The following is a 17,779-nucleotide window of genomic DNA, read 5'->3' as shown; positions in this document are numbered from 1 at the left end:
AGGAATGAGCTTAAGGAAATCCGGCCGCGCAACATTCTTGAGCGCCGACCGGCCGGTAAGGGCCTGATGCTTATACTTGGTGTGGGTCAACCGGACGCTATGACCCCAGGTGCCCACACGCTCAGATAGCCTGCCCCTGACCACCGACCGCCGGAACGCTTATTTCGCTAGACCGCGCGAAAGCGCCGGACGTGGTCGATCATCGCACGGAGCTTTGGGGCAAGGTTTCGGCGACTGGGAAAGAACAGATAGAAGCCCGCAAAGGGTGGCAGGAAGTCGTCGAGTAGCGAGACGAACTCACCGCTATCGATCCACGGTCGGAATGTCTCCTCCATCCCGAAGGTAATTCCACCTCCGGCAAGGGCCGTGCGGATCATAAGCTGCATGTCATTTGTCGTGATATGCGGGGGCGCCGCCACGGAAAAGGCGCGACCGCCCTCCTCGAATTCCCAGCGATAGGGCTCGACGGAGGGATCCGGGCGCCAGCCGATACAACGATGGGCGATCAGGTCGCGCGGGTGCGCTGGCGTGCCATGCGCGGCAAGATAGCCGGGTGTTGCCACGCAGACCTGCCGTTGCGGGCCGGTCACCGGCACGGCGATCATGTCCTGCGCGATGACCTCGCCCAAACGCACGCCTGCGTCGAACCCGCCAGCGACGATGTCTGTCTCTGCATCGGTCACCGTCACGTCCAGCGCGATCTGGGGATGGGCGTCGACAAAGCTTGCGAGCAGCGGGCCGGACAGGAACCGCTCGGCGATCGAGGCAACGGCAATGCGTAGCGTGCCCCGCGGCGTATCGCCCAGCATTTCCAGCGCCCCGACGATCTCGGCCAGCGGCCCGGACAGCGTGGATTGAAGCGCCGCCCCGGCCTCGGTCAGGCGCACGCTTCGGGTCGTGCGGTGAAACAGCGCGGTGCCATAAGTATCCTCCAGCCGCCGCACACCTTGGCTGACGGCCGAGCGGGTGACGCCAAGGCGGTCGGCCGCCTCGCGGAAATTCCCGGCCTCGCCCACCGTGACGAACATTCGCAGGAGATTGAGATCATCCATTGGTTAGCCTAGCTGGACACTGCAGTCAGGACGCGACAAATACCGTCGACAGCACGCGCCGTCTATCCTTGGTCTCACACAGACAAGGAGACGAAGATGGACAAGGTCATTCTGATTACCGGCGCATCCAGCGGCATTGGCGAAGGCATTGCCCGCGAACTGGCGGCAACCGGCGCCAAGCTGATGATCGGCGCACGGCGCATCGACCGGCTGGCCGCATTGGCGGCAGAGCTTGGCGGTAACGTGCGATACCGCGCGCTTGACGTTACCAGCCGCGAAGATGTGGCGGCCTTCGCCGATGCCGCCCGGAACGATTGGGGTCATGTCGATGCGATCGTGAACAATGCCGGCGTGATGCCGCTTTCGCTGATGGCGTCGATGAAGGTCGAGGAATGGGACCGGATGATCGAGGTCAACATCAAGGGCGTCCTTTACGGCATCGCTGCGGTTCTGCCCGATATGGTTTCGCGGAAATCTGGGCATATCATCAACATCGGCTCGGTCGGCGCGCTGTCCGTCGTGCCCACCGCGGCGGTCTATTGCGCAACGAAATATGCGGTGCGCGCGATTTCGGACGGCTTGCGGCAGGAACATGCGGATCTGCGGGTGACCTGCATCCATCCGGGCGTCGTGGAAAGCGAGCTGGCCGACACGATCACCGATCCGATCGCAGCCGAAGGGATGAAGACCTATCGCGCGATTGCGCTGCACCCCTCGGCGATCGCCGGTGCGGTGCGCTTTGCGCTTGAGCAACCCGAAGATGTCGATGTGAACGAGATCGTGGTGCGCCCGACCCGGACGCCGGTAGGGGTCGCATGAGGGCTTTGACATTAACGAAAGCCAAGGCGGCAACCGCCCATGAGCTGCTAGACGAAGCGCCGATATGTCGAGACACGAGATCTTTCAAAGATTTGTGCAGCACTCCTGCCGAGTAACTCGTCGTGAAAGCCGATGGCGGCCTCGTCCGCGCCGTTGCGATAACAGGCATATGCGCAGGTAAGCCGTGCAAGGGGACTAGTCCCGCGGCGAAGACATCCCTGACTTCGGCCGATCCGACGAAGCCGAGGGTATCGCAAACTGGTCGAGGTCAGGGCTCTGGCTGGAAGATGTCCTCGATTTTCAAGGAAAACAGCTTCGAGATACTGAATGCGAGAGGGAGGCTTGGATCGTAACGCCCCCTTTCGAGAGCGTTGACTGTCTGTCGCGATACGCCGAGATGAAGCGCTAGATCCTGTTGCGACCACCCTTGCAGCTGGCGCAATTCCTGAATGCGGTTGTTCATCGGTGGCGCAAAAGCCCTACCATTACTCCAGTGAACCACAACGCTGACATAAGCGGCCAAACTGCGAACATCGAGAGCTTAGGCAACCCGTTGCCTTCCAAAAAGCCGTAGCCGAACGTGATCAAGGCCGTCCCGGCAAACGCTACAGCCAACGCCTCGAGTTGCAGCTTCCGCTGCATCTCGTCCAGGTTGCGGATGGCCTGGACCACGACCCCGCAAATGAAGACGGCCGGGATGATCGGTGTCACCGCCAGAAGCGTGGTTATTGTGCTGTCTGGTCCGATACTGGCAAGCATTCGTTGCGACACGATGAGCACCACAACATAGGCGGTCAGTCCGAAGACAAAGAAGGTAAGACTGCGCATCAACAGGTTCCAAAAGTAAAGCTACCTTTACATTTGCCAGAACCTCACCGATGTCAAGCTTGCTTTACAATCTTTCAGGCTAAACAATTGGAACGCCCCGCCTGGATGCCATACCCGAGGCTCGTCGCGGACAGCCCTCCGCCTAGCCGATCTGTCGAACCTGCGCCGCTCCTTCAGTATTCCATTCGAACAGGACGAGGTGCCAAAGGCCCGGAGCTTTCCTCGATGGATCGACAAGGCCCTTTGCACCCAGGCGGACAAGACGGTCCCTAACGTTCCATGATGGTGGCCTTTTGCCTTCGGCCACAAGTTCCTGCCAGGGGGCGGTGGCATCCTGCAGGGTAACGCCAGCCAGAAAGCGGGCACGCTCGTCGCGCAGGTCCAGAATGCGATGCGCGCTTACCGAAACCTGGATGAGTTGACGCTGGTGGTCGTGGTCCGACCCATGTGCCATCATGGCCGCTTCCACACCTTCGGGCGAAGAGCTGAGGTAAAGGGTCGGCTGATCTGCCCTTGAATAACGACCCGCCCGCCTGGACCCGGACAGGCCGGTGGCGAGGTAATTCGCGTCAACGGCGCGGAAAAACACACCCTTCACATTACGAAACATCTCGTCGTGGTCCGCTATCATGGATTGGCCCCAGTTTTTGCGCGCGAGATGGCAGTACGGACGCACTTGCCCTACCTTCGCGCCAAAAGGAAAGGGCCCCCGAAGGGGCCCCGTTTCAACGCCACAGAGGTGCGTGGCGGTTCACGTCCTTGTAGAGCAGATAGCGGAAGTTGCCGGGGCCGCCGGCATAGCAGCATTGCGGGCAGAAGGCGCGCAACCACATGAAATCGCCGGGACCGACCTCGACCCAATCGCGGTTCAGGCGATAGACGGCCTTGCCTTCGATCACGAACAGCCCGTGTTCCATCACATGCGTTTCCGCAAAGGGGATCGAGCCGCCGGGGGTCAGCGTGACGATGGTGATATGCATGTCGTGGCGCATATCGGTGGGGTCCATGAAGCGGGTCGTGGCCCAGCTTCCGCCGGTGTCGGGCATCGCAATCGGGGCGATGTCGCGTTCGTTGGTGACGATGACCTCGGGCTTCTCCAGCCCCTCGACCTCTTGCCAGCGCTTCCTCCACCAGTGGAAACGCGACACGCCGGTGCCGTTCTCGACCGACCAGTCCATGCCGGCGGGGATATAGGCGAAGCCGCCGGGTTCAAGATCATGGACCTGCCCGCCGATGGTCAGCCGCAGCCCGCCATCGGTGACGAAGATCGCGGCCTGCACGCCCTCGTCCAGTTCGGGGCGGCTGGATCCGCCGCCGGGCTGAAGCTCGACGATATACTGGCTGAAGGTTTCGGCAAAGCCGGACAGGGGGCGCGCGATCACCCACATCCGCATGCCCGTCCAGCCCGGCAGGAAGCTGGTGACGATGTCGCGCATCGTGCTGGCGGGGATGACGGCATAGGCCTCGGTGAAGACGGCAGTGTCGGTCGACAGGTCGCTTTGCGGCGGCAGTCCGGCGAAGGGCCCGGCATAGCTGGGCTTCGGTCTCGGGGAATGGTGGTTCATCTCGCTCATCCTTTCAAGGCGTCGATCAGCCGCAGTTCGGCGATCCGCATGACCTGACGCTCGGCAGTGCCGCGCTCGGTCGGGGTGTCATTGGCAAGGCGGGCCTGCATCGCCGCCATGATGCCGGCCTTGTCGTGGTCGCGCACCGCGATGATGAAGGGGAAGCCGTGCTTCTCGACATAGGCGGTGTTGACGCGCTGGAACTCTTCGCGCTCTGCGTCGGTCAGCGCGTCAAGTCCGGCCGAGGCCTGCTCGGACGTGCTTTCCGCCGTCAGCCGCTTGGCCAGCGCCAGCTTGCCCGCAAGGTCGGGGTGCGCGTTCAGGACACCCAGCCGCTCGGCATCACTGGCGCCGCGGAAGACTTGCGCCATGCGCGCCGCCAGCCCGCGCGGGGTGTCGTGGATCGCACCCATCTCGCCGTCAAAAACGCGCTCGGCGATAAAGGGCGAATGTTCGTAGATGCCGCCGAATTTCGCCAGGAACGCGTCGCGGTCCATCTGCGACGGGCGAAGCCGGGGCTGGAACGGATGCTCCTTGGCCCAATGGCGCGCGATGTCGAGGCGGCTGGCGAACCACACGCCCTCATGCTTCATCGCGTGTTCCAGGAATTTCTGCACCGCTATGGCGCGGCCGGGGCGGCCGGCAAGGCGGCAATGCAGGCCGATGGACATCATCTTGGGCGCACCGGCCTGGCCTTCGGCATAAAGCACGTCGAAGCTGTCGCGCAGATAGTCGAAGAACTCGACCCCGGTGCCGAAGCCTTGCCCCGAGGAGAAGCGCATGTCGTTGGCGTCCATCGTATAGGGCACCATCAGCTGCGGCTTGCCATTGTGGACCTGCCAATAGGGCAGGTCGTCCGCGATGGTGTCGGCCAGGTACTCGAACCCGCCTTCCTCGCAGCCCAGCTCGACGGTGTTCATCGAAGTGCGGCCCTGATAGAAGCCGCGCGGACGCTCGCCAGTGACGCGGGTGTGCAGCTCGACCGCCTTGGCGATATGCTCGGCCTCGACCTCGCGGGGGATGTCGCGATAGTCGATCCATTTCAGCCCGTGGGTCGCTATCTCCCATCCGGCGGCCTGCATGGCGGCGACCTGCTCGGGCGCGCGCTCAAGTGCGGTCGCGACGCCGTAGACGGTAAGGGGAATATCCTTCAGCATGCGGTGAAGCCGCCAGAACCCGGCGCGCGCGCCGTAGTCATAGATCGACTCCATGTTCCAGTGACGTTTGCCCGGCCAGGGCTGGGCGCCGATGATCTCGGACAGGAAGGCCTCGGACGCGGCATCGCCATGCTCGATGCTGTTTTCGCCGCCCTCTTCATAGTTCATGACGATCTGGACCGCGATCTTCGCTCCGCCGGGCCAGCGGGGGTCCGGGGCGTTCTCGCCATATCCGATCATGTCGCGGCTATATCGCATCACTGGCTTCCTTCTGGTATTCCGATCTCAGCGCAGTCACCATTCCCGGAGGGCATCCGGCAAGAGTGCATTTCATATAAACAACCCCGAGATTCGGTTGAAAATGGTGTTTTTGTATATATTGCATTGAAACTCTGTCGTCAGAGCCTGCATTCCCGTGATAATCCGCTGAACCTAAGGTGCCCGCATGGCGGGCGAACCGCCGGTGGGAGGATACATGCTTGAAAACCAGTTTGGCCTGTCGGCCAAGGGGACCAATGTCAGGACAGAGGTGATCGCCGGGATCACCACGTTCCTGACCATGGCCTATATCATATTCGTCAACCCCGACATCCTGTCAACGACCGGCATGGATCGGAATGCTGTCTTTGTCGCGACCTGTCTTGCGGCCGCGCTCGGCTCGACCGTGATGGCGCTTTGGGCCAACTGGCCGATCGGGATGGCGCCCGGCATGGGGTTGAACGCGTTCTTCGCCTTTACCGTCGTCGGGACGCTGGGCTTTACCTGGCAGCAGGCGCTGGGGGCGGTCTTCATTTCGGGCCTGGTATTCCTGTTCCTGTCGGTCACGGGCATCCGGCGCTGGCTGATCGCAGGGATCCCGGCATCGATGCGCAGCGCCATCGCGGCGGGCATCGGCATGTTCCTAGGGCTGATCGCGCTGAAGACGGCGGGTTTCGTCGTCGACAACCCGGCGACGCTGGTCGGGCTGGGCGACCTGACCCAGACGCCGACGCTGCTGGCCGCGGCGGGCTTCTTCATCATTGCCGCGCTTGACACGCTGAAGGTGCGCGGCGCGATCCTGATCGGGATTCTGATCATCACCGTCGTTTCCATCGCAATCGGCGCCAGCCCGTTCGGCGGGATCATCTCGATGCCGCCGTCGATCCTGCCGACCTTCTTGCAACTTGATATCGGGGGCGCGCTGACCGTCGGGATCTTCCACGTGATCCTGGTCATGGTGCTGGTCGAGGTCTTCGACGCCACCGGCACGCTGATCGGCGTCGCCAAGCGCGCTGGCCTGCTGTCCGAGGGGCCGACCCATACCAGCCCGAACCTGGGTCGCGCGCTGATGGCGGATTCGACCGCGATCCTGGCCGGATCGGTTCTGGGGACCAGCTCGACCACTGCCTATGTCGAAAGCGCGTCTGGCGTGCAGGCGGGCGGGCGCACGGGTCTGACCGCGCTGGTCGTCGCGGGCCTGTTCCTGCTGGCGATCTTCTTCGCCCCGCTTGCAGGCTCTGTCCCCGCCTATGCTACCGCGCCGGCACTGCTTTACGTCGCCTGCCTGATGGTGCGTGAGTTCGAAGAGATCGAGTGGCACGACATCACTGAATCCGCGCCCGCCGTTCTGACGGCGCTGATGATGCCCTTCACCTACTCGATTGCGAACGGGCTGGCCCTTGGCTTTGTCAGCTATGCAGTCATCAAGCTGCTGACCGGGCGTGTCCGGGACGTTCACATGGCCACCTGGATTGTCGCGGGCCTGTTCGTGATCCGCTTCGCCTTCTTCATGGAGTGACGCGAGAACCGAGGCTCTGCACGTCCCGCTGCGATGCAGAGCCGCGGATCACACTGCCAGAAAGCCGAAAAGGCCCGCCGTGATGGCGGGCCTTTTTGTGATGGCATTATGAGCCAAAGAAAGCAAATGAGTGCGCAAGAACTCTGCGGCACCCGATTCGTAGCTTTTGAAACTTGTTTCCAATCAACATGTTGGCAAGCCTAGTTGAGGCTCGGAAAAGGTAAAGCTTACGCAGAAAAGCAATAACGTGCGCAGGCGTAGAGAATTGAATTAAAGTGAAATAATCGGGAAAGATGGTGGACGATCGACGCGCAGACTGACCGTTTGGGCCGCTGGCTACGGGTTTGGGTGTGATTTCGCGCTCGAAAGCGCGATCTCCCCAACGCGTGCTTTATAGATGCCATGGAACCACCGAGCGCTCTCACCCACGCCAACGGATGACAGCCGCTCTTGTCCATTGCATGAACTGCATTGCGTCGGCCGGTCTACTGACCGCCGATTGATGTTGGTAAATATCTCTTGCTTTGTAACGGATCTGTGAAAGCAGTTTGTTACTCACCTCCTAACCGCAATTTCAGTTTCTTGTTTAGGGCGAAGCGCGCCACCCGCGCATGAGCTTGTTGTTTCGGGGTTTCGCCGCGCGCACCCGGTTCCTGACCAGCGATATGTTGGAACTGTTCGACGTTACACGTTGGGCACCGCAAGCGGCCGGGCAGGCGGCAACGTCCCTTTGCGCACCTCGAAGTATCCCTCGGCAAGGTTGATCACGGACGCCGGGAGCGACTGCTCAAGCATTTCTCTGGTTTTGGGCGAATACAAACTCGGGCAATACGACCTCCCACGCGTCCCGTCTGATGCTGCCCTGAAACTCCTCGCCATTGTCGCACTTGCGCCAGCGAATGATTGCCGCTGCTGATCCTCGGACGAACATTAGGTCTCTTGGCGGCTGGTAGCTCCTTGCCATCCGCCCGATGAATATTCCGGCTGCATTCGTCATCATCCAGCGGCCGTCGTAATCGACAAGATCCACGAGGTCGCCCGTGCACATTTCTGAAAGCGCCCGGAGCGCTGGATGGCTGTCCGACAATCTTCCTGCCCAAGACAGATCCACGTCTTTCGGTTCGATGCACTGATATCTCAATCCGGCGAGGGTCTCGCTATTTGAGTTGCGTTGGATCGACCGGGGTAACAGGGTGGCCGCGACCTCCCGAAGGATCGGATGGTGATCTTGCTCCGACATGATGGCCAGACTGCGCTTGGCCCTCGTCATGGCAACGTAGAACAGCCGCCGGGGTGCATCGCGATCCTCCCCTTTTGACGTGCGGTCCCAGCCGCCGTCGAGGATCACAACATGGTCAAACTCCAACCCTTTGGCGCGGTGCGCGGTCAACAAAAGCAACCCATGCTGGTCCTGCCGCGCGTCCCGCATCCAGTCCGCAAGCCATTCGATGATATCGGTGACGGGCGCGGGCTTGTCGGCAAGCTCTATACCTATGGCAGTCACCGCCTCGAAGATCAGATCCCACCACCGGTTCGGTGACTGTGTCCGGACGAAGTCCAGCATGGCTTTCACCGTTAGCATTCTTGTCGGTTCCGTTCGCAGGAAGGCGACGAGGACTTGAACCTCGCGTAGCCGCCAGAAGGGTGGCCTTGCCTCGCTGGCGAGTTGGACCGGGATGCCCTTGGCCTCGCAATAGCTTCGCACTGGTTCGAGGTGTCGCCACTCGCGGGCAATGATCGCCGCCTTTGCCCAGGACCAGTCCGGGATGAGACTGGAATACCGGATCAGCTCATCAACGGCGGCGATGGCTTGGGCGTCTAGCCCCGTTGCTGCCTGAAGAAATTGAACACGACCTTGCGCGACCGGATCGATTGTTTGCATTGTGCCGCCGGCTGCAGCCTTCGCCCTCGACCGGTCGATGACGATGTCATGCCCGGCTTTCATCCGGTCAGCGGCCGGTTCGATCACGCGGTTCGCCGCTTCGATGATTGCCGCAGTGGAGCGGTAGTTCTCGGTCAGATAGCCCGGTTTCGCCGAATAATCCGCCTCGAAGCGCCGGATGAAATCGACCGAAGCTCCGGCGAAGGCGTAGATGTTCTGATCGTCGTCACCGACTGCGAAAAGGCTGAGGCGCTGTTCGGGGTCTTCGATGGACCGACCGGCGACAGCCGCAATCAATGCATATTCTTCTGGTCCGATGTCTTGGTATTCGTCGACCAGAATCCAGCGGTAACCTTGTATCAGTGTTTCACGCAGCGCCTCGGCATCGGTTTTGGACAGCCCATCGCCCCTCAACAGATTGACGGCCTCCAGCACGATCTTGTCGAAATCCCGCGGGACTGAGGCATCCTCCGCCTGCCCGGCAAAGCTTGCGCCGACGAGGCGCATCGCGAGGGCGTGGCAGGTGGAAATGGTGACCCGGCTTGCCTCGTCACCGATCAGCGACTTCAACCTTTCGCGCACTTCGACCGCGGCGTGACGGTTGTAGGTCAAAACCAGAATGCCGTTCGGATCCTCGCGCCGCACCCGGATCAGATAGGCGATCCGGTGCACCAATACCCGCGTCTTACCGGAACCCGGCCCGGCAAGCACCAGCACATTGGTTTGCTCGCGATCATCGGAAACGATTTTGGACTGCGCCGGATTGCCGAGACTTTCGACGATCTGGCGCCAGCTTTCCGGTGTTGTCTGACGCCGAAGCTCCCCGGCTCGATCTGGCATCCAGCGCTTGAGGAAGCTTTCCTTGTCGAGCTGGAAATAGTCATGAGCGAGCCCCTCGGCCTCGATCATCGAACTCAGGCCGCGTTGAGCATAGGCTGCCATGATATGGGTCTGGACGGTCTGCTCCGCGTAATGCTCTTCCAGGGGAAGGAAGTCCTTTTGCGTGAACTGCCCTCCACCGGGATTGAGGTGAACCGTGATCGCCGGACGGAAAATGGTCAGGCCGCGCCCAAGCGTCACCGTGCCTTGTTCGTGCAGCCACATCAGCGCTCGGCCCATCAGCTTGTTCGGGTCGCGAATGGCACCTCGCAGGAGCACATCCCCGGTGATCGCGGCCTGAAGCTTACCCATGGTGGATTCGACACGGATATCCTTGCCCCGTGCCCCCTTGCTCACCAGGCCTTCGAGATGCTGCAGCAGAAGCTCCGCGCCCCGACGCCGCAGCTCGGCTGTAAGCGAGAGCATATCCCACGACCGCTGCAGACGGACCAGGCAGGTGTTGCGGTTCACCTTCCGGAGATGGATGTTGCCGCGACCGCCATCCTCGTCCCGCCCGTCTTGGGCAAAGCTGCGCAAATGTGCCTCGACAAGATGAGGCCGGACCCCCTCGTGCCCTTCATCGCGCAACGCCTGACAGGTCGCAGCGAGGTTCAGGGGTTGTGGATCACCGTCCTCGGCATCGGGTGCTGCCTCGCGCATGGCTGATATCAGCGCGGTCTCCAGCGCGGACGACCGCCTGAAACGCAGCCTCGAGGAATCCTCGCCGCCGACATGAACGAAGACGGTGAGCTTCGTGTCGTCGGTGGCGATCCCCAGTGCCTCGAGATCGGACAATGCCTTGCGCAGCGCCCCCCCCTTCAGTCCGCTGACACCCGAAAGTTCGTCTGTCGAGACCCCGGCTTCCGGTGAAGCATTCATCAGATGCCGCACCAGATCCAAAAGCTGCTTGCGGCGAGAATTGGCGATCCCGGCCTTTGCGAGGATCGCTTCAGCCTCCGCCATGCTGTGGATCCGCAGCGAGGATGGAAAGACCGATACCCGGTTCTCCTCGCGGGTCAGCAGGACCGATTCCTCGAGCCAGGCTACAGCGGTCTTGACCCGGGTGTCGTCGGTCGTCATGTCACGCTCGAACTCCCTTTCGGTTTCCTCGCGGACGATCTCCCCGGTGGTGGCGACCACTGCACCGCTTTGCTTGCCGCGCGTATCGAGACGACGCAGAGCCTTGAGGATGGCGCCGATCTCATGCCGGGCCAGCCTCGATCGGGCCGACAGCGAAAACTGCCGCTCGACGTCTTCGTGGCTGAAGAGCAGGACGCAGACAGCCGGGTCGCGGTCCCGTCCGGCGCGCCCCGCTTCCTGCAGGTAGTTTTCCAACGAACCCGGTATATCGCAATGGACCACGAGCCGGATGTCGGGCTTGTCGATCCCCATGCCGAAGGCATTGGTCGCGGCAATGACGCGCAAGTCGCCAATGCGAAAGCGTTCCTGCACCTCCTGCTTGCGTTCGGGCGTCAGCCCGGCGTGGAAATAATCCGCGTCCAGACCCTGCTGCCGAAGGAACTCGGCCACGCGCTCAGTTGTGGGGCGGGTGGCGCAATAGACCACTGCGCCGGATACACCTTCCTTCGGAAGCGCGCCTTCGATCGTGTCGAGGATGTCTGCGAGCTTGCGGCTGCTATGGGTCTCATGGACCTCGAAAAGCAGGTTGTGTCGGGTGGCGCCGCCATCGAGTAACAGCAGGTCCACCCCAAGGCGCGACTGGAAATGATCGCGAATGTCACGCACGACCTCAGGCTTGGCGGTTGCGGTCAGGCAGATCACAGGCGCCGGATCCTGATCGCCCGAGAACTCGCGGATGAAGCGCGAGACATAGCGATAGTCCGGGCGGAAATCATGGCCCCATTTCGAGACGCAATGCGCCTCGTCCAGAATCCAGTAGCCGATCTCTCGCTGCGCCAAAACCGAGCGAACCGATGGTGTGCGAAGTTGCTCGGGTGAAATCAGCAGCATAGAGGCGTCACCCATGCGCACTTGGTCCAGTGCTGCCTGTCGCTCTGGCATCGACAGAAGGCCGTTGATGGTGACGCATCCGCTGATGCCATGCCGGACGAGCCCCTGCACCTGATCCGCCATCAGGGCGACAAGCGGCGAGATCACCACCGAGAGCGAGCCGATCTTATCGAACCGCGAGAGCGCGGGAATCTGATAGCAGACAGACTTGCCGGTCCCGGTCGGCAGGATGCCAAGGACCGATTTCCCGGCCATGGCCTCGGCGACGATGCGTTCCTGAAGCGGAACGCCGGCATCATCCTTTGGTTCGGGCCGGAAACCGTCGAAGCCAAACCAGCGGGACAGAGCGTGCTTCGGGTCGCTCATCTCGCGGCACCAATGGCAGGCCGGATCGGCGCAGGCGCGGTCGCGAAGATGGCGTACGATCATCGAGGCTTCACGAAACTGGGCCCGGACCCAGGGCGGCATGACGGAATCCCCCCCAGCCACCGAAATCCAGGACAGGGCATAGGCCATCGGCCAACCAAGTTGCGGCGATGACAGCCGGTTGATCGTCTGCAAGGAGCGGAACGAGCACGCCTTGCCTTCGAGAAGTTCGCCGATGGCATTCTCTGCTTGGACGGCGTGAGGACGAGGCGCCTGCCGAATTTCGGTGAACAGCGCATCGAAGCCGCTGCTGTCCGGCGAACACGTGGACAGAAAGTGATACGCTGCCAAGGCGGAAGGGTTTTCGCGGTTGAGGGCGCCAAATGCCGCGATCTGGTTCCCCAGCACCGTCAACACCAGCCGCGCGTCAAGCTCCGGGTCATTGACATGTCCAGCCTGCAAGCGGCCGTCATGATGGTGCTTGACGAGGTGATGATAGGGGTTTCGCGGGAACGCGAGGGGATTGAGCCAGAGCGTATCGATAGGCCTTTGTGCCAGTTTGGCCAAGCGCGGGCGCATCGCTACCAGATGCGGCAGATCGTGGCGGATGATGTTGTGGCCAAGCAGAAAGTCCGCTTCGGTTGCCAGAAATTCAAACCGATCTAGCGCCGCTTCCCGGTCACCTTTCTTGAACAGGATTTTCTGATCGTCCGAGTGACGCACTGCGGCAAATGCAAATGTCTGCGCGCGGGTCGGATCGACTTCCAGGTCAACAGACAGGCATCGCTCGATGAGCGGTATGGATCTTTGATCGCGCCCGGCATCGTTCATGTCGAAGTTCTTCATTGAGAACGAAAACTTACCGATTTGCGATCATAGGCATGGCTCGCCGCACTTTACCAGCCTCGAGGCCGAGGCTGCCTCCGCTCACCGTCATACTGATTCACGTGCCTTCTCATCTGGGAGAAGACCCGCGCCTGTGCGGACTATTTTCGCTGTTCGACCTGAGCGTCCTCAGCTGGCCCTGGAGCGGACTTGAGGTGTAGCGGTAACTGGTTGTTAGAATCTCCGCTTTAGCCCCGAAGCGGACAGTCACTGTAATCGCGGCAGCCACTCTATGGCCATCCATGCAACGCTGCAGGCGATGACAATGGTCAGAAGAATGTATCGGACGGCCCGCACCCGCACATGTTTCCGAATACAGTCCCCAATTGCATCCAAGAATAAATCCATGACGTAGCTTTCCGAGCGCAGAGCACCGCGATAGAGTAACGAAAGTGCAAGTAATCTTAATGTCCTGCATAGTGGCAAGATCGACGTTGTGGAGCCCTGAGCAGTCCTACGGGCCCTATGGTCTGATCTCTGTAGAACAGGACGAAGTGACTTTCCAATCCGGTCCAACTTGTATCGATGTATCGTCCCATTTCACTTCGCCGGGGCGTCGGTTTTTCCGAAGGCAAATTGCGTCGGTAAGCATGAGCGCAGTGAGGTAAGTCGCTTCCTGGGAAAGGTTCGAAGATCGGATCGCCAAAACAAAGAAATCCGGTGTTTCGGCCTGCGCGTAGGCCGCATGGAATGACTTCCCAAGAATTTCACCATCAAATTCATCTACTGGCGCATTCTCGAAGACTGGACTTACCATCTTGAAGGATGACATGACGGCTACTACGTCGACTTTGCCATTTGGAAGGCGAGGCACATCGTCTCCCTGAGCAAAGGCAGGAGAGGCGCAGCAAAGTAGCAGAACCAAGAAACGCAGCATCCATTCCTCGCAGATGTTGGTCATCGCCAGATACGACGCAAGTTGACCACTTTTTTGGTAGTAATCAACGGAATTGCCCGGATGTCTCAGGCGTCGGTTCGCCGGACCCCGCGGTCTGCGACAAACTTCGCGATGGCGATCAGCGAGAAAGTAATCGTGGGGCTTATCGATACGGTCGAGAGTGGATTGCTGCCTGAGTAGAGCCGTCCCAATTGCGCCATCTTCGGCCCCAGAAACAAGTGAAGGAGTCCCAGATACGGCATGAATAGAATAGTAAGTCCCGCGCATATTAATTCAATTCGGTGAACGCGGGGACCACGCTCTTGGAACAGGACCGCCAGTAGGATCGCCACCCCAATGGACAGTAGCCAGATGTAGAAACACAGGCCGGGTATAATCGCAGCCTCGTCATTTTCGATCAATTGGAAACCCTCCCGTTTCAAACCCGGCAGATCGAAGCACTAGCGTATCAGCACATTCAAATCCCGCAACAGGCGCATGTCACCACAGTCACTAAGTGACTGCTTCGTCCGCACCGCAGCAGCTTGTTTCTTCCCGATCCAGTCTCTGCCGCCCATGACATCTTCGGGGGCGCTCGAGGACGGGACCAGCAAGCCATAACTTGACGCCGCCTTGCCGTGGAGAGGGCGGCGTAGGCCGCCCTTCAGCTATCTTCAGGTCACCTGAACCGGGCGGCGTCCAGCCTACAACGTCACGATGATCACTACGCAGAGGATGATCGAGGCGATATTCAGAGCTATCCATTTTGCGAGGCCACGGCGCGGCCCTCCGAAGAGCTCATGAGGCGTGATGATCCTGCGCTTCGCCATAAGATCGGTGCTCCGGGACATCAGTTCGATCGTCAGGGCAAAAAAAACCGCGATGTTCACGAAAAGGAGGACGACCGCGGCCTTCCGTATCAAATCCTGCATTCCGTATCCCGTATCCCGTATCCCCCAACCGCGCCGCTTTCATCGATAGTGTCATATTCCTCGGCTGGCCTGCAACGCTGCTCACCAAAGCGGTGGACGCTAAGGAGCGAGACCCACTCTGCTGCGACAACGAACGTCCGCTCCGTCCGCTTCGCAGCTGCTCTCGATCCGATTCCCTGCGAGAGCGCTTGGCCGATCGACTAACGCAGCGGTAAATCCGTTAGCAAACATTGGCATCTGCAGCCAGGAGCACCATTTTCGCGGGACTGCCACGCCGCATTCGGAGACTTCTGTGACGGACCCCATCATTTATGTTGAAGACCCTTCCGATGAAGACAGGCAGGCCATTCTTGAGCAGCTCATCAAAAGCAATCTGCACCGGGGACCCTCGCCTGACCTGCACCGCTTTGCTTTTGAGCTTAAGAGCGCCTGTGGCACCACCATTGGCGGTCTTATGGGACGGACGGCTTATGATTGGGCAGTGATAGAGTTGCTTTACATTCCTGACAGCATGCGTGGCACCGGCATTGGACGGCGCTTGGTTGGCAAGGCCGAGGAACTGGCCCGCAATCGACGGTGCATCGGCATTTGGCTCGACACCTTCAGCTTTCAGGCGCCAGGCTTCTATCAACAGCTTGGATATGAGGTTTTCGGAGAGCTTTCGGACAACCCAGTGGGGCAGAGCCGATACTTTCTGCGGAAGCTGCTCACCTGAGTGAACGCCTGTTTCGTCCGCATCGTTGCCCGGGCCGGCCGGGCCACACCGTTGGCGGGTTCGGAAGGCCCGGTCGACGCACGGAGCCCATTGCGGACGGTCGCAAGATCCACTGATATGATTGCGTGAGGCTAGCTACGATAGGATCGCAATGCTCAATGCCAGTGAAGACCGAGTTGAGTATGTGCTGTCCAACATGATCGAGGCTAAACGCCGCCAGCCCAGCCAGCGCATATCTTCTTGTCAGGTGAAGAACTGGGCGGGTGGCTCAACCAACGATCGGTTCTTTAATCTGCTTGGACTGAAGATCGCGGAGCGTTATGCAGCCCAAACACTTAGCTATGACGTTGCTGATGCGATCATAAACGACCTGTGGGCAGCGTGGCTTGAGGGTATGGATAGCCACGCTGGGGAAATCCCCGATCCATTCTACGATATCTATTTGGCGTTTGATGCAGGGGAGGGGCTTCGATCGTCCGACAGGGATCCTGTGAGGGAAGTCACTGATCCTTGGATCGCAAGCATTTTATCGGAGCAGCGGCTTTAATCTCAATTTGATGGCGACTACCTGACCGTCCGCTCCGTCCGCATCGCTGCCCTGTCTGGCCAGGTCTCACTGGCGGGTCGCGGCTGCCCACCTGGCGCAAAGAGCCCATTGCGGACATTGCTGAGGATGCTCCAAAGCTCTACCGTTTCAGGATGGATAAGCACGAAGCATCAATCATCATCTGCCAAAATTCAGTTGTCAGCCCTCACTACTCAAGCAGTTCGTTCATAGGTCGGCTGCACGAAGAGGGGGTTTGGGATCATTCCCCTTTTCCGCAGGCTATCCGACGCGGCCAACGTCCTTGCAGTCGGGGAAGCAAGCCAAGATCTCAGGAGGATGGCCTTTGACATTTACTCATACATCGTCGGCGTAAGTCTACTGGCACACGTCAATCCTGATGACGGCTATAAGATCAGCAACATCAGCATGAGCCAGTTCTACGAGGTTAGGGACGACGTTGAGGTGGCCTTCCAGCGGCTCTTAGGCTCTCGGCAGTTTGCACGAACGGGTGAGTGACCGCATTGTCCGCGTCGCTGCTACCTCGGTGCAGTCCAGGGCGAGGGTGCCGGGCCGGTTGGCGAGCGCGACGCGAAGAGCCCATTGCGGACGGTCTCGGGTCGCCCGGCCTCTATATGGGTCGATCATCCCATTCGGGATCCTTCCAGTGGCGTGACGCGCAACTCGACCACATCAATGCCCGCAGCGATCAATTCCCTGGCCACCTCGATTTGGGGTGGGGAAGGTTTGTCGTTGGGTGATTTCACTTCAACGAAGGAAAATCTTTCAGCGTTGAAGCGCATCAGGTCCGGCCATCCGTTGAGCTTGTTGTCGACCGCTCTGCGAAGCGAGCGGGCCAAGGCGATATCCATGATGCCATCGGCTCCGAGGATGTCGAAGATCATCATGCTGGCCTTGGCCAGATCCTTGCCTTCCAGCGGCGCGCCCAGTGCAGAAGCTGCATGTTGCGCTGGACCGGTTTTCGGAAGCCGCGCTACGCGCCTGCTGTCATCTGCGAGACGAAACGCGGTGCGAATGGCCTTGTCCAGATTTCCCGAAACTTCTCCCTCGACCTTCCGCGCATCTCCGCAATGACAACTTCGAGCGCGGCGTCCTGGCCTTCGAAATCACTGTGCTCCATCGTCTGAAAGCCCGGGGTGCGTGCGAGAAGCCGGTTGCGCTTGTCACGATCCACAGCTGCAGAGGCTGCGCTCTTGATGCCTTCCAGAAGGAGGAACTTCGCGATCTCCTTGTGAGCCATATCCGTGGCGACGAAGCGATCAAACCTCAAGGACAGGAGTAGGGCATTCAGGATCGGCCAATAACGCGCGCCGCAGAGCCAGCCCTGCGCGACGAAGGTCTTCGCTACTGCCTCCTCGATCCAGTCGTCTGATTCCATCCCCTCTACCAGCCATTTGGTCCTGGAACCGACAAAACCTGAATACCGGAGTTGCATGGTTTCTATCCGCATTCTCGGCTCGCCGCTCTATGGAGTTGGAAGTCGTCGCCCATCTAAAGCGGAACATACGC

Annotated in this window: 15 protein-coding genes; 4 read left to right on the top strand and 11 right to left on the bottom strand. The window is 60.4% G+C overall.

Annotated elements, in window-relative coordinates; translation table 11 throughout:
* Positions 1–167: 167 nt before the first annotated feature.
* Positions 168–1,052: a LysR family transcriptional regulator gene (locus tag ACO2Q4_RS14045; RefSeq protein WP_311760833.1), complete on the bottom strand. Its 885-nt coding sequence runs from the start codon at positions 1,050–1,052 to the stop codon at positions 168–170.
* 96 nt (positions 1,053–1,148) lie between these two features.
* Between ACO2Q4_RS14045 and ACO2Q4_RS14040 the strand changes: the two genes are divergently transcribed.
* The gene (locus tag ACO2Q4_RS14040) at positions 1,149–1,871 is read left to right on the top strand and encodes an SDR family oxidoreductase (protein WP_311760834.1); all 723 of its coding nucleotides are present in this window, start codon (positions 1,149–1,151) and stop codon (positions 1,869–1,871) included.
* Between the two features lie 268 nt (positions 1,872–2,139).
* Here the strand turns inward: ACO2Q4_RS14040 and ACO2Q4_RS14035 are convergent, their stop codons facing one another.
* The 5 genes from ACO2Q4_RS14035 to puuE form a co-directional block, all read right to left on the bottom strand.
* Positions 2,140–2,334 (bottom strand): helix-turn-helix transcriptional regulator, encoded by a 195-nt coding sequence (locus ACO2Q4_RS14035; protein WP_311760835.1) that lies wholly within the window; start codon positions 2,332–2,334, stop codon positions 2,140–2,142.
* Positions 2,331–2,699, bottom strand: coding sequence for a hypothetical protein (locus ACO2Q4_RS14030; RefSeq protein WP_423319968.1), 369 nt, complete (start codon positions 2,697–2,699; stop codon positions 2,331–2,333). The genes ACO2Q4_RS14035 and ACO2Q4_RS14030 overlap by 4 nt, the downstream gene beginning before the upstream one ends.
* Before the next feature lie 142 nt (positions 2,700–2,841).
* Positions 2,842–3,375, bottom strand: coding sequence for an RES family NAD+ phosphorylase (locus ACO2Q4_RS14025; protein ID WP_423319965.1), 534 nt, complete (start codon positions 3,373–3,375; stop codon positions 2,842–2,844).
* A gap of 49 nt (positions 3,376–3,424) precedes the next feature.
* A complete protein-coding gene (locus ACO2Q4_RS14020) occupies positions 3,425–4,264 on the bottom strand; it encodes a bifunctional allantoicase/(S)-ureidoglycine aminohydrolase (RefSeq protein ID WP_423319963.1) in 840 nt (279 codons plus the stop codon).
* Between the two features lie 5 nt (positions 4,265–4,269).
* A complete protein-coding gene (gene puuE / locus ACO2Q4_RS14015) occupies positions 4,270–5,679 on the bottom strand; it encodes an allantoinase PuuE (protein ID WP_423319961.1) in 1,410 nt (469 codons plus the stop codon).
* Between the two features lie 217 nt (positions 5,680–5,896).
* Between puuE and ACO2Q4_RS14010 the strand changes: the two genes are divergently transcribed.
* On the top strand, positions 5,897–7,198 hold the full coding sequence (locus ACO2Q4_RS14010; RefSeq protein WP_311760840.1) for an NCS2 family permease: 1,302 nt from the start codon (positions 5,897–5,899) through the stop codon (positions 7,196–7,198).
* Between the two features lie 787 nt (positions 7,199–7,985).
* Here the strand turns inward: ACO2Q4_RS14010 and ACO2Q4_RS14005 are convergent.
* The 3 genes from ACO2Q4_RS14005 to ACO2Q4_RS13995 all read right to left on the bottom strand — a co-directional run bounded on the left by ACO2Q4_RS14005 (position 7,986) and on the right by ACO2Q4_RS13995 (position 14,990).
* Positions 7,986–13,142 (bottom strand): RecQ family ATP-dependent DNA helicase, encoded by a 5,157-nt coding sequence (locus tag ACO2Q4_RS14005; RefSeq protein WP_423319959.1) that lies wholly within the window; start codon positions 13,140–13,142, stop codon positions 7,986–7,988.
* A 502-nt stretch (positions 13,143–13,644) separates the two neighbouring features.
* Positions 13,645–14,346 (bottom strand): hypothetical protein, encoded by a 702-nt coding sequence (locus ACO2Q4_RS14000; protein ID WP_423319957.1) that lies wholly within the window; start codon positions 14,344–14,346, stop codon positions 13,645–13,647.
* 416 nt (positions 14,347–14,762) lie between these two features.
* A complete protein-coding gene (locus ACO2Q4_RS13995; protein WP_423319955.1) occupies positions 14,763–14,990 on the bottom strand; it encodes a hypothetical protein in 228 nt (75 codons plus the stop codon).
* A gap of 292 nt (positions 14,991–15,282) precedes the next feature.
* On the opposite strand from ACO2Q4_RS13995, the gene ACO2Q4_RS13990 reads away from it, so the two are divergent.
* Together ACO2Q4_RS13990 and ACO2Q4_RS13985 are read left to right on the top strand one after the other, a co-directional pair.
* Positions 15,283–15,705, top strand: a complete 423-nt coding sequence (locus tag ACO2Q4_RS13990) for a GNAT family N-acetyltransferase (RefSeq protein WP_423319953.1) — start codon at positions 15,283–15,285, stop codon at positions 15,703–15,705.
* A 151-nt stretch (positions 15,706–15,856) separates the two neighbouring features.
* On the top strand, positions 15,857–16,252 hold the full coding sequence (locus ACO2Q4_RS13985; RefSeq protein WP_423319951.1) for a hypothetical protein: 396 nt from the start codon (positions 15,857–15,859) through the stop codon (positions 16,250–16,252).
* Between the two features lie 641 nt (positions 16,253–16,893).
* On the opposite strand, the gene ACO2Q4_RS13980 is transcribed toward ACO2Q4_RS13985, so the two are convergent.
* Positions 16,894–17,154, bottom strand: coding sequence for a VRR-NUC domain-containing protein (locus ACO2Q4_RS13980; RefSeq protein WP_423319950.1), 261 nt, complete (start codon positions 17,152–17,154; stop codon positions 16,894–16,896).
* An 89-nt stretch (positions 17,155–17,243) separates the two neighbouring features.
* Entirely contained in the window at positions 17,244–17,648 is a 405-nt protein-coding gene (locus ACO2Q4_RS13975; RefSeq protein WP_423319948.1) for a hypothetical protein, read from the bottom strand.
* Between the last annotated feature and the right edge of the window lie 131 nt (positions 17,649–17,779).

The organism is Paracoccus sp. KR1-242 (genome assembly GCF_049446195.1).
Classification (GTDB): domain Bacteria; phylum Pseudomonadota; class Alphaproteobacteria; order Rhodobacterales; family Rhodobacteraceae; genus Paracoccus; species Paracoccus broussonetiae.
Note: the sequence above shows the minus strand (reverse complement) of the source record. Positions and strands in the feature narration are given on the sequence as shown.

Bases quoted from the DNA above. Each gene is read 5' to 3' on its own strand.
- ACO2Q4_RS14005 (WP_423319959.1), bottom strand. From the start codon at position 13,142: ATGAAGAACTTCGACATGAACGATGCCGGGCGCGATCAAAGATCCATA.
- ACO2Q4_RS13995 (WP_423319955.1), bottom strand. From the start codon at position 14,990: ATGCAGGATTTGATACGGAAGGCCGCGGTCGTCCTCCTTTTCGTGAAC.
- ACO2Q4_RS13975 (WP_423319948.1), bottom strand. From the start codon at position 17,648: ATGGAATCAGACGACTGGATCGAGGAGGCAGTAGCGAAGACCTTCGTC.
- ACO2Q4_RS13985 (WP_423319951.1), top strand. From the start codon at position 15,857: ATGCTCAATGCCAGTGAAGACCGAGTTGAGTATGTGCTGTCCAACATG.
- puuE (WP_423319961.1), bottom strand. From the start codon at position 5,679: ATGCGATATAGCCGCGACATGATCGGATATGGCGAGAACGCCCCGGAC.
- ACO2Q4_RS14010 (WP_311760840.1), top strand. From the start codon at position 5,897: ATGCTTGAAAACCAGTTTGGCCTGTCGGCCAAGGGGACCAATGTCAGG.
- ACO2Q4_RS13980 (WP_423319950.1), bottom strand. From the start codon at position 17,154: ATGATCTTCGACATCCTCGGAGCCGATGGCATCATGGATATCGCCTTG.
- ACO2Q4_RS14040 (WP_311760834.1), top strand. From the start codon at position 1,149: ATGGACAAGGTCATTCTGATTACCGGCGCATCCAGCGGCATTGGCGAA.
- ACO2Q4_RS14045 (WP_311760833.1), bottom strand. From the start codon at position 1,052: ATGGATGATCTCAATCTCCTGCGAATGTTCGTCACGGTGGGCGAGGCC.
- ACO2Q4_RS14020 (WP_423319963.1), bottom strand. From the start codon at position 4,264: ATGAACCACCATTCCCCGAGACCGAAGCCCAGCTATGCCGGGCCCTTC.
- ACO2Q4_RS14030 (WP_423319968.1), bottom strand. From the start codon at position 2,699: ATGCGCAGTCTTACCTTCTTTGTCTTCGGACTGACCGCCTATGTTGTG.
- ACO2Q4_RS14000 (WP_423319957.1), bottom strand. From the start codon at position 14,346: ATGCGCGGGACTTACTATTCTATTCATGCCGTATCTGGGACTCCTTCA.
- ACO2Q4_RS14035 (WP_311760835.1), bottom strand. From the start codon at position 2,334: ATGAACAACCGCATTCAGGAATTGCGCCAGCTGCAAGGGTGGTCGCAA.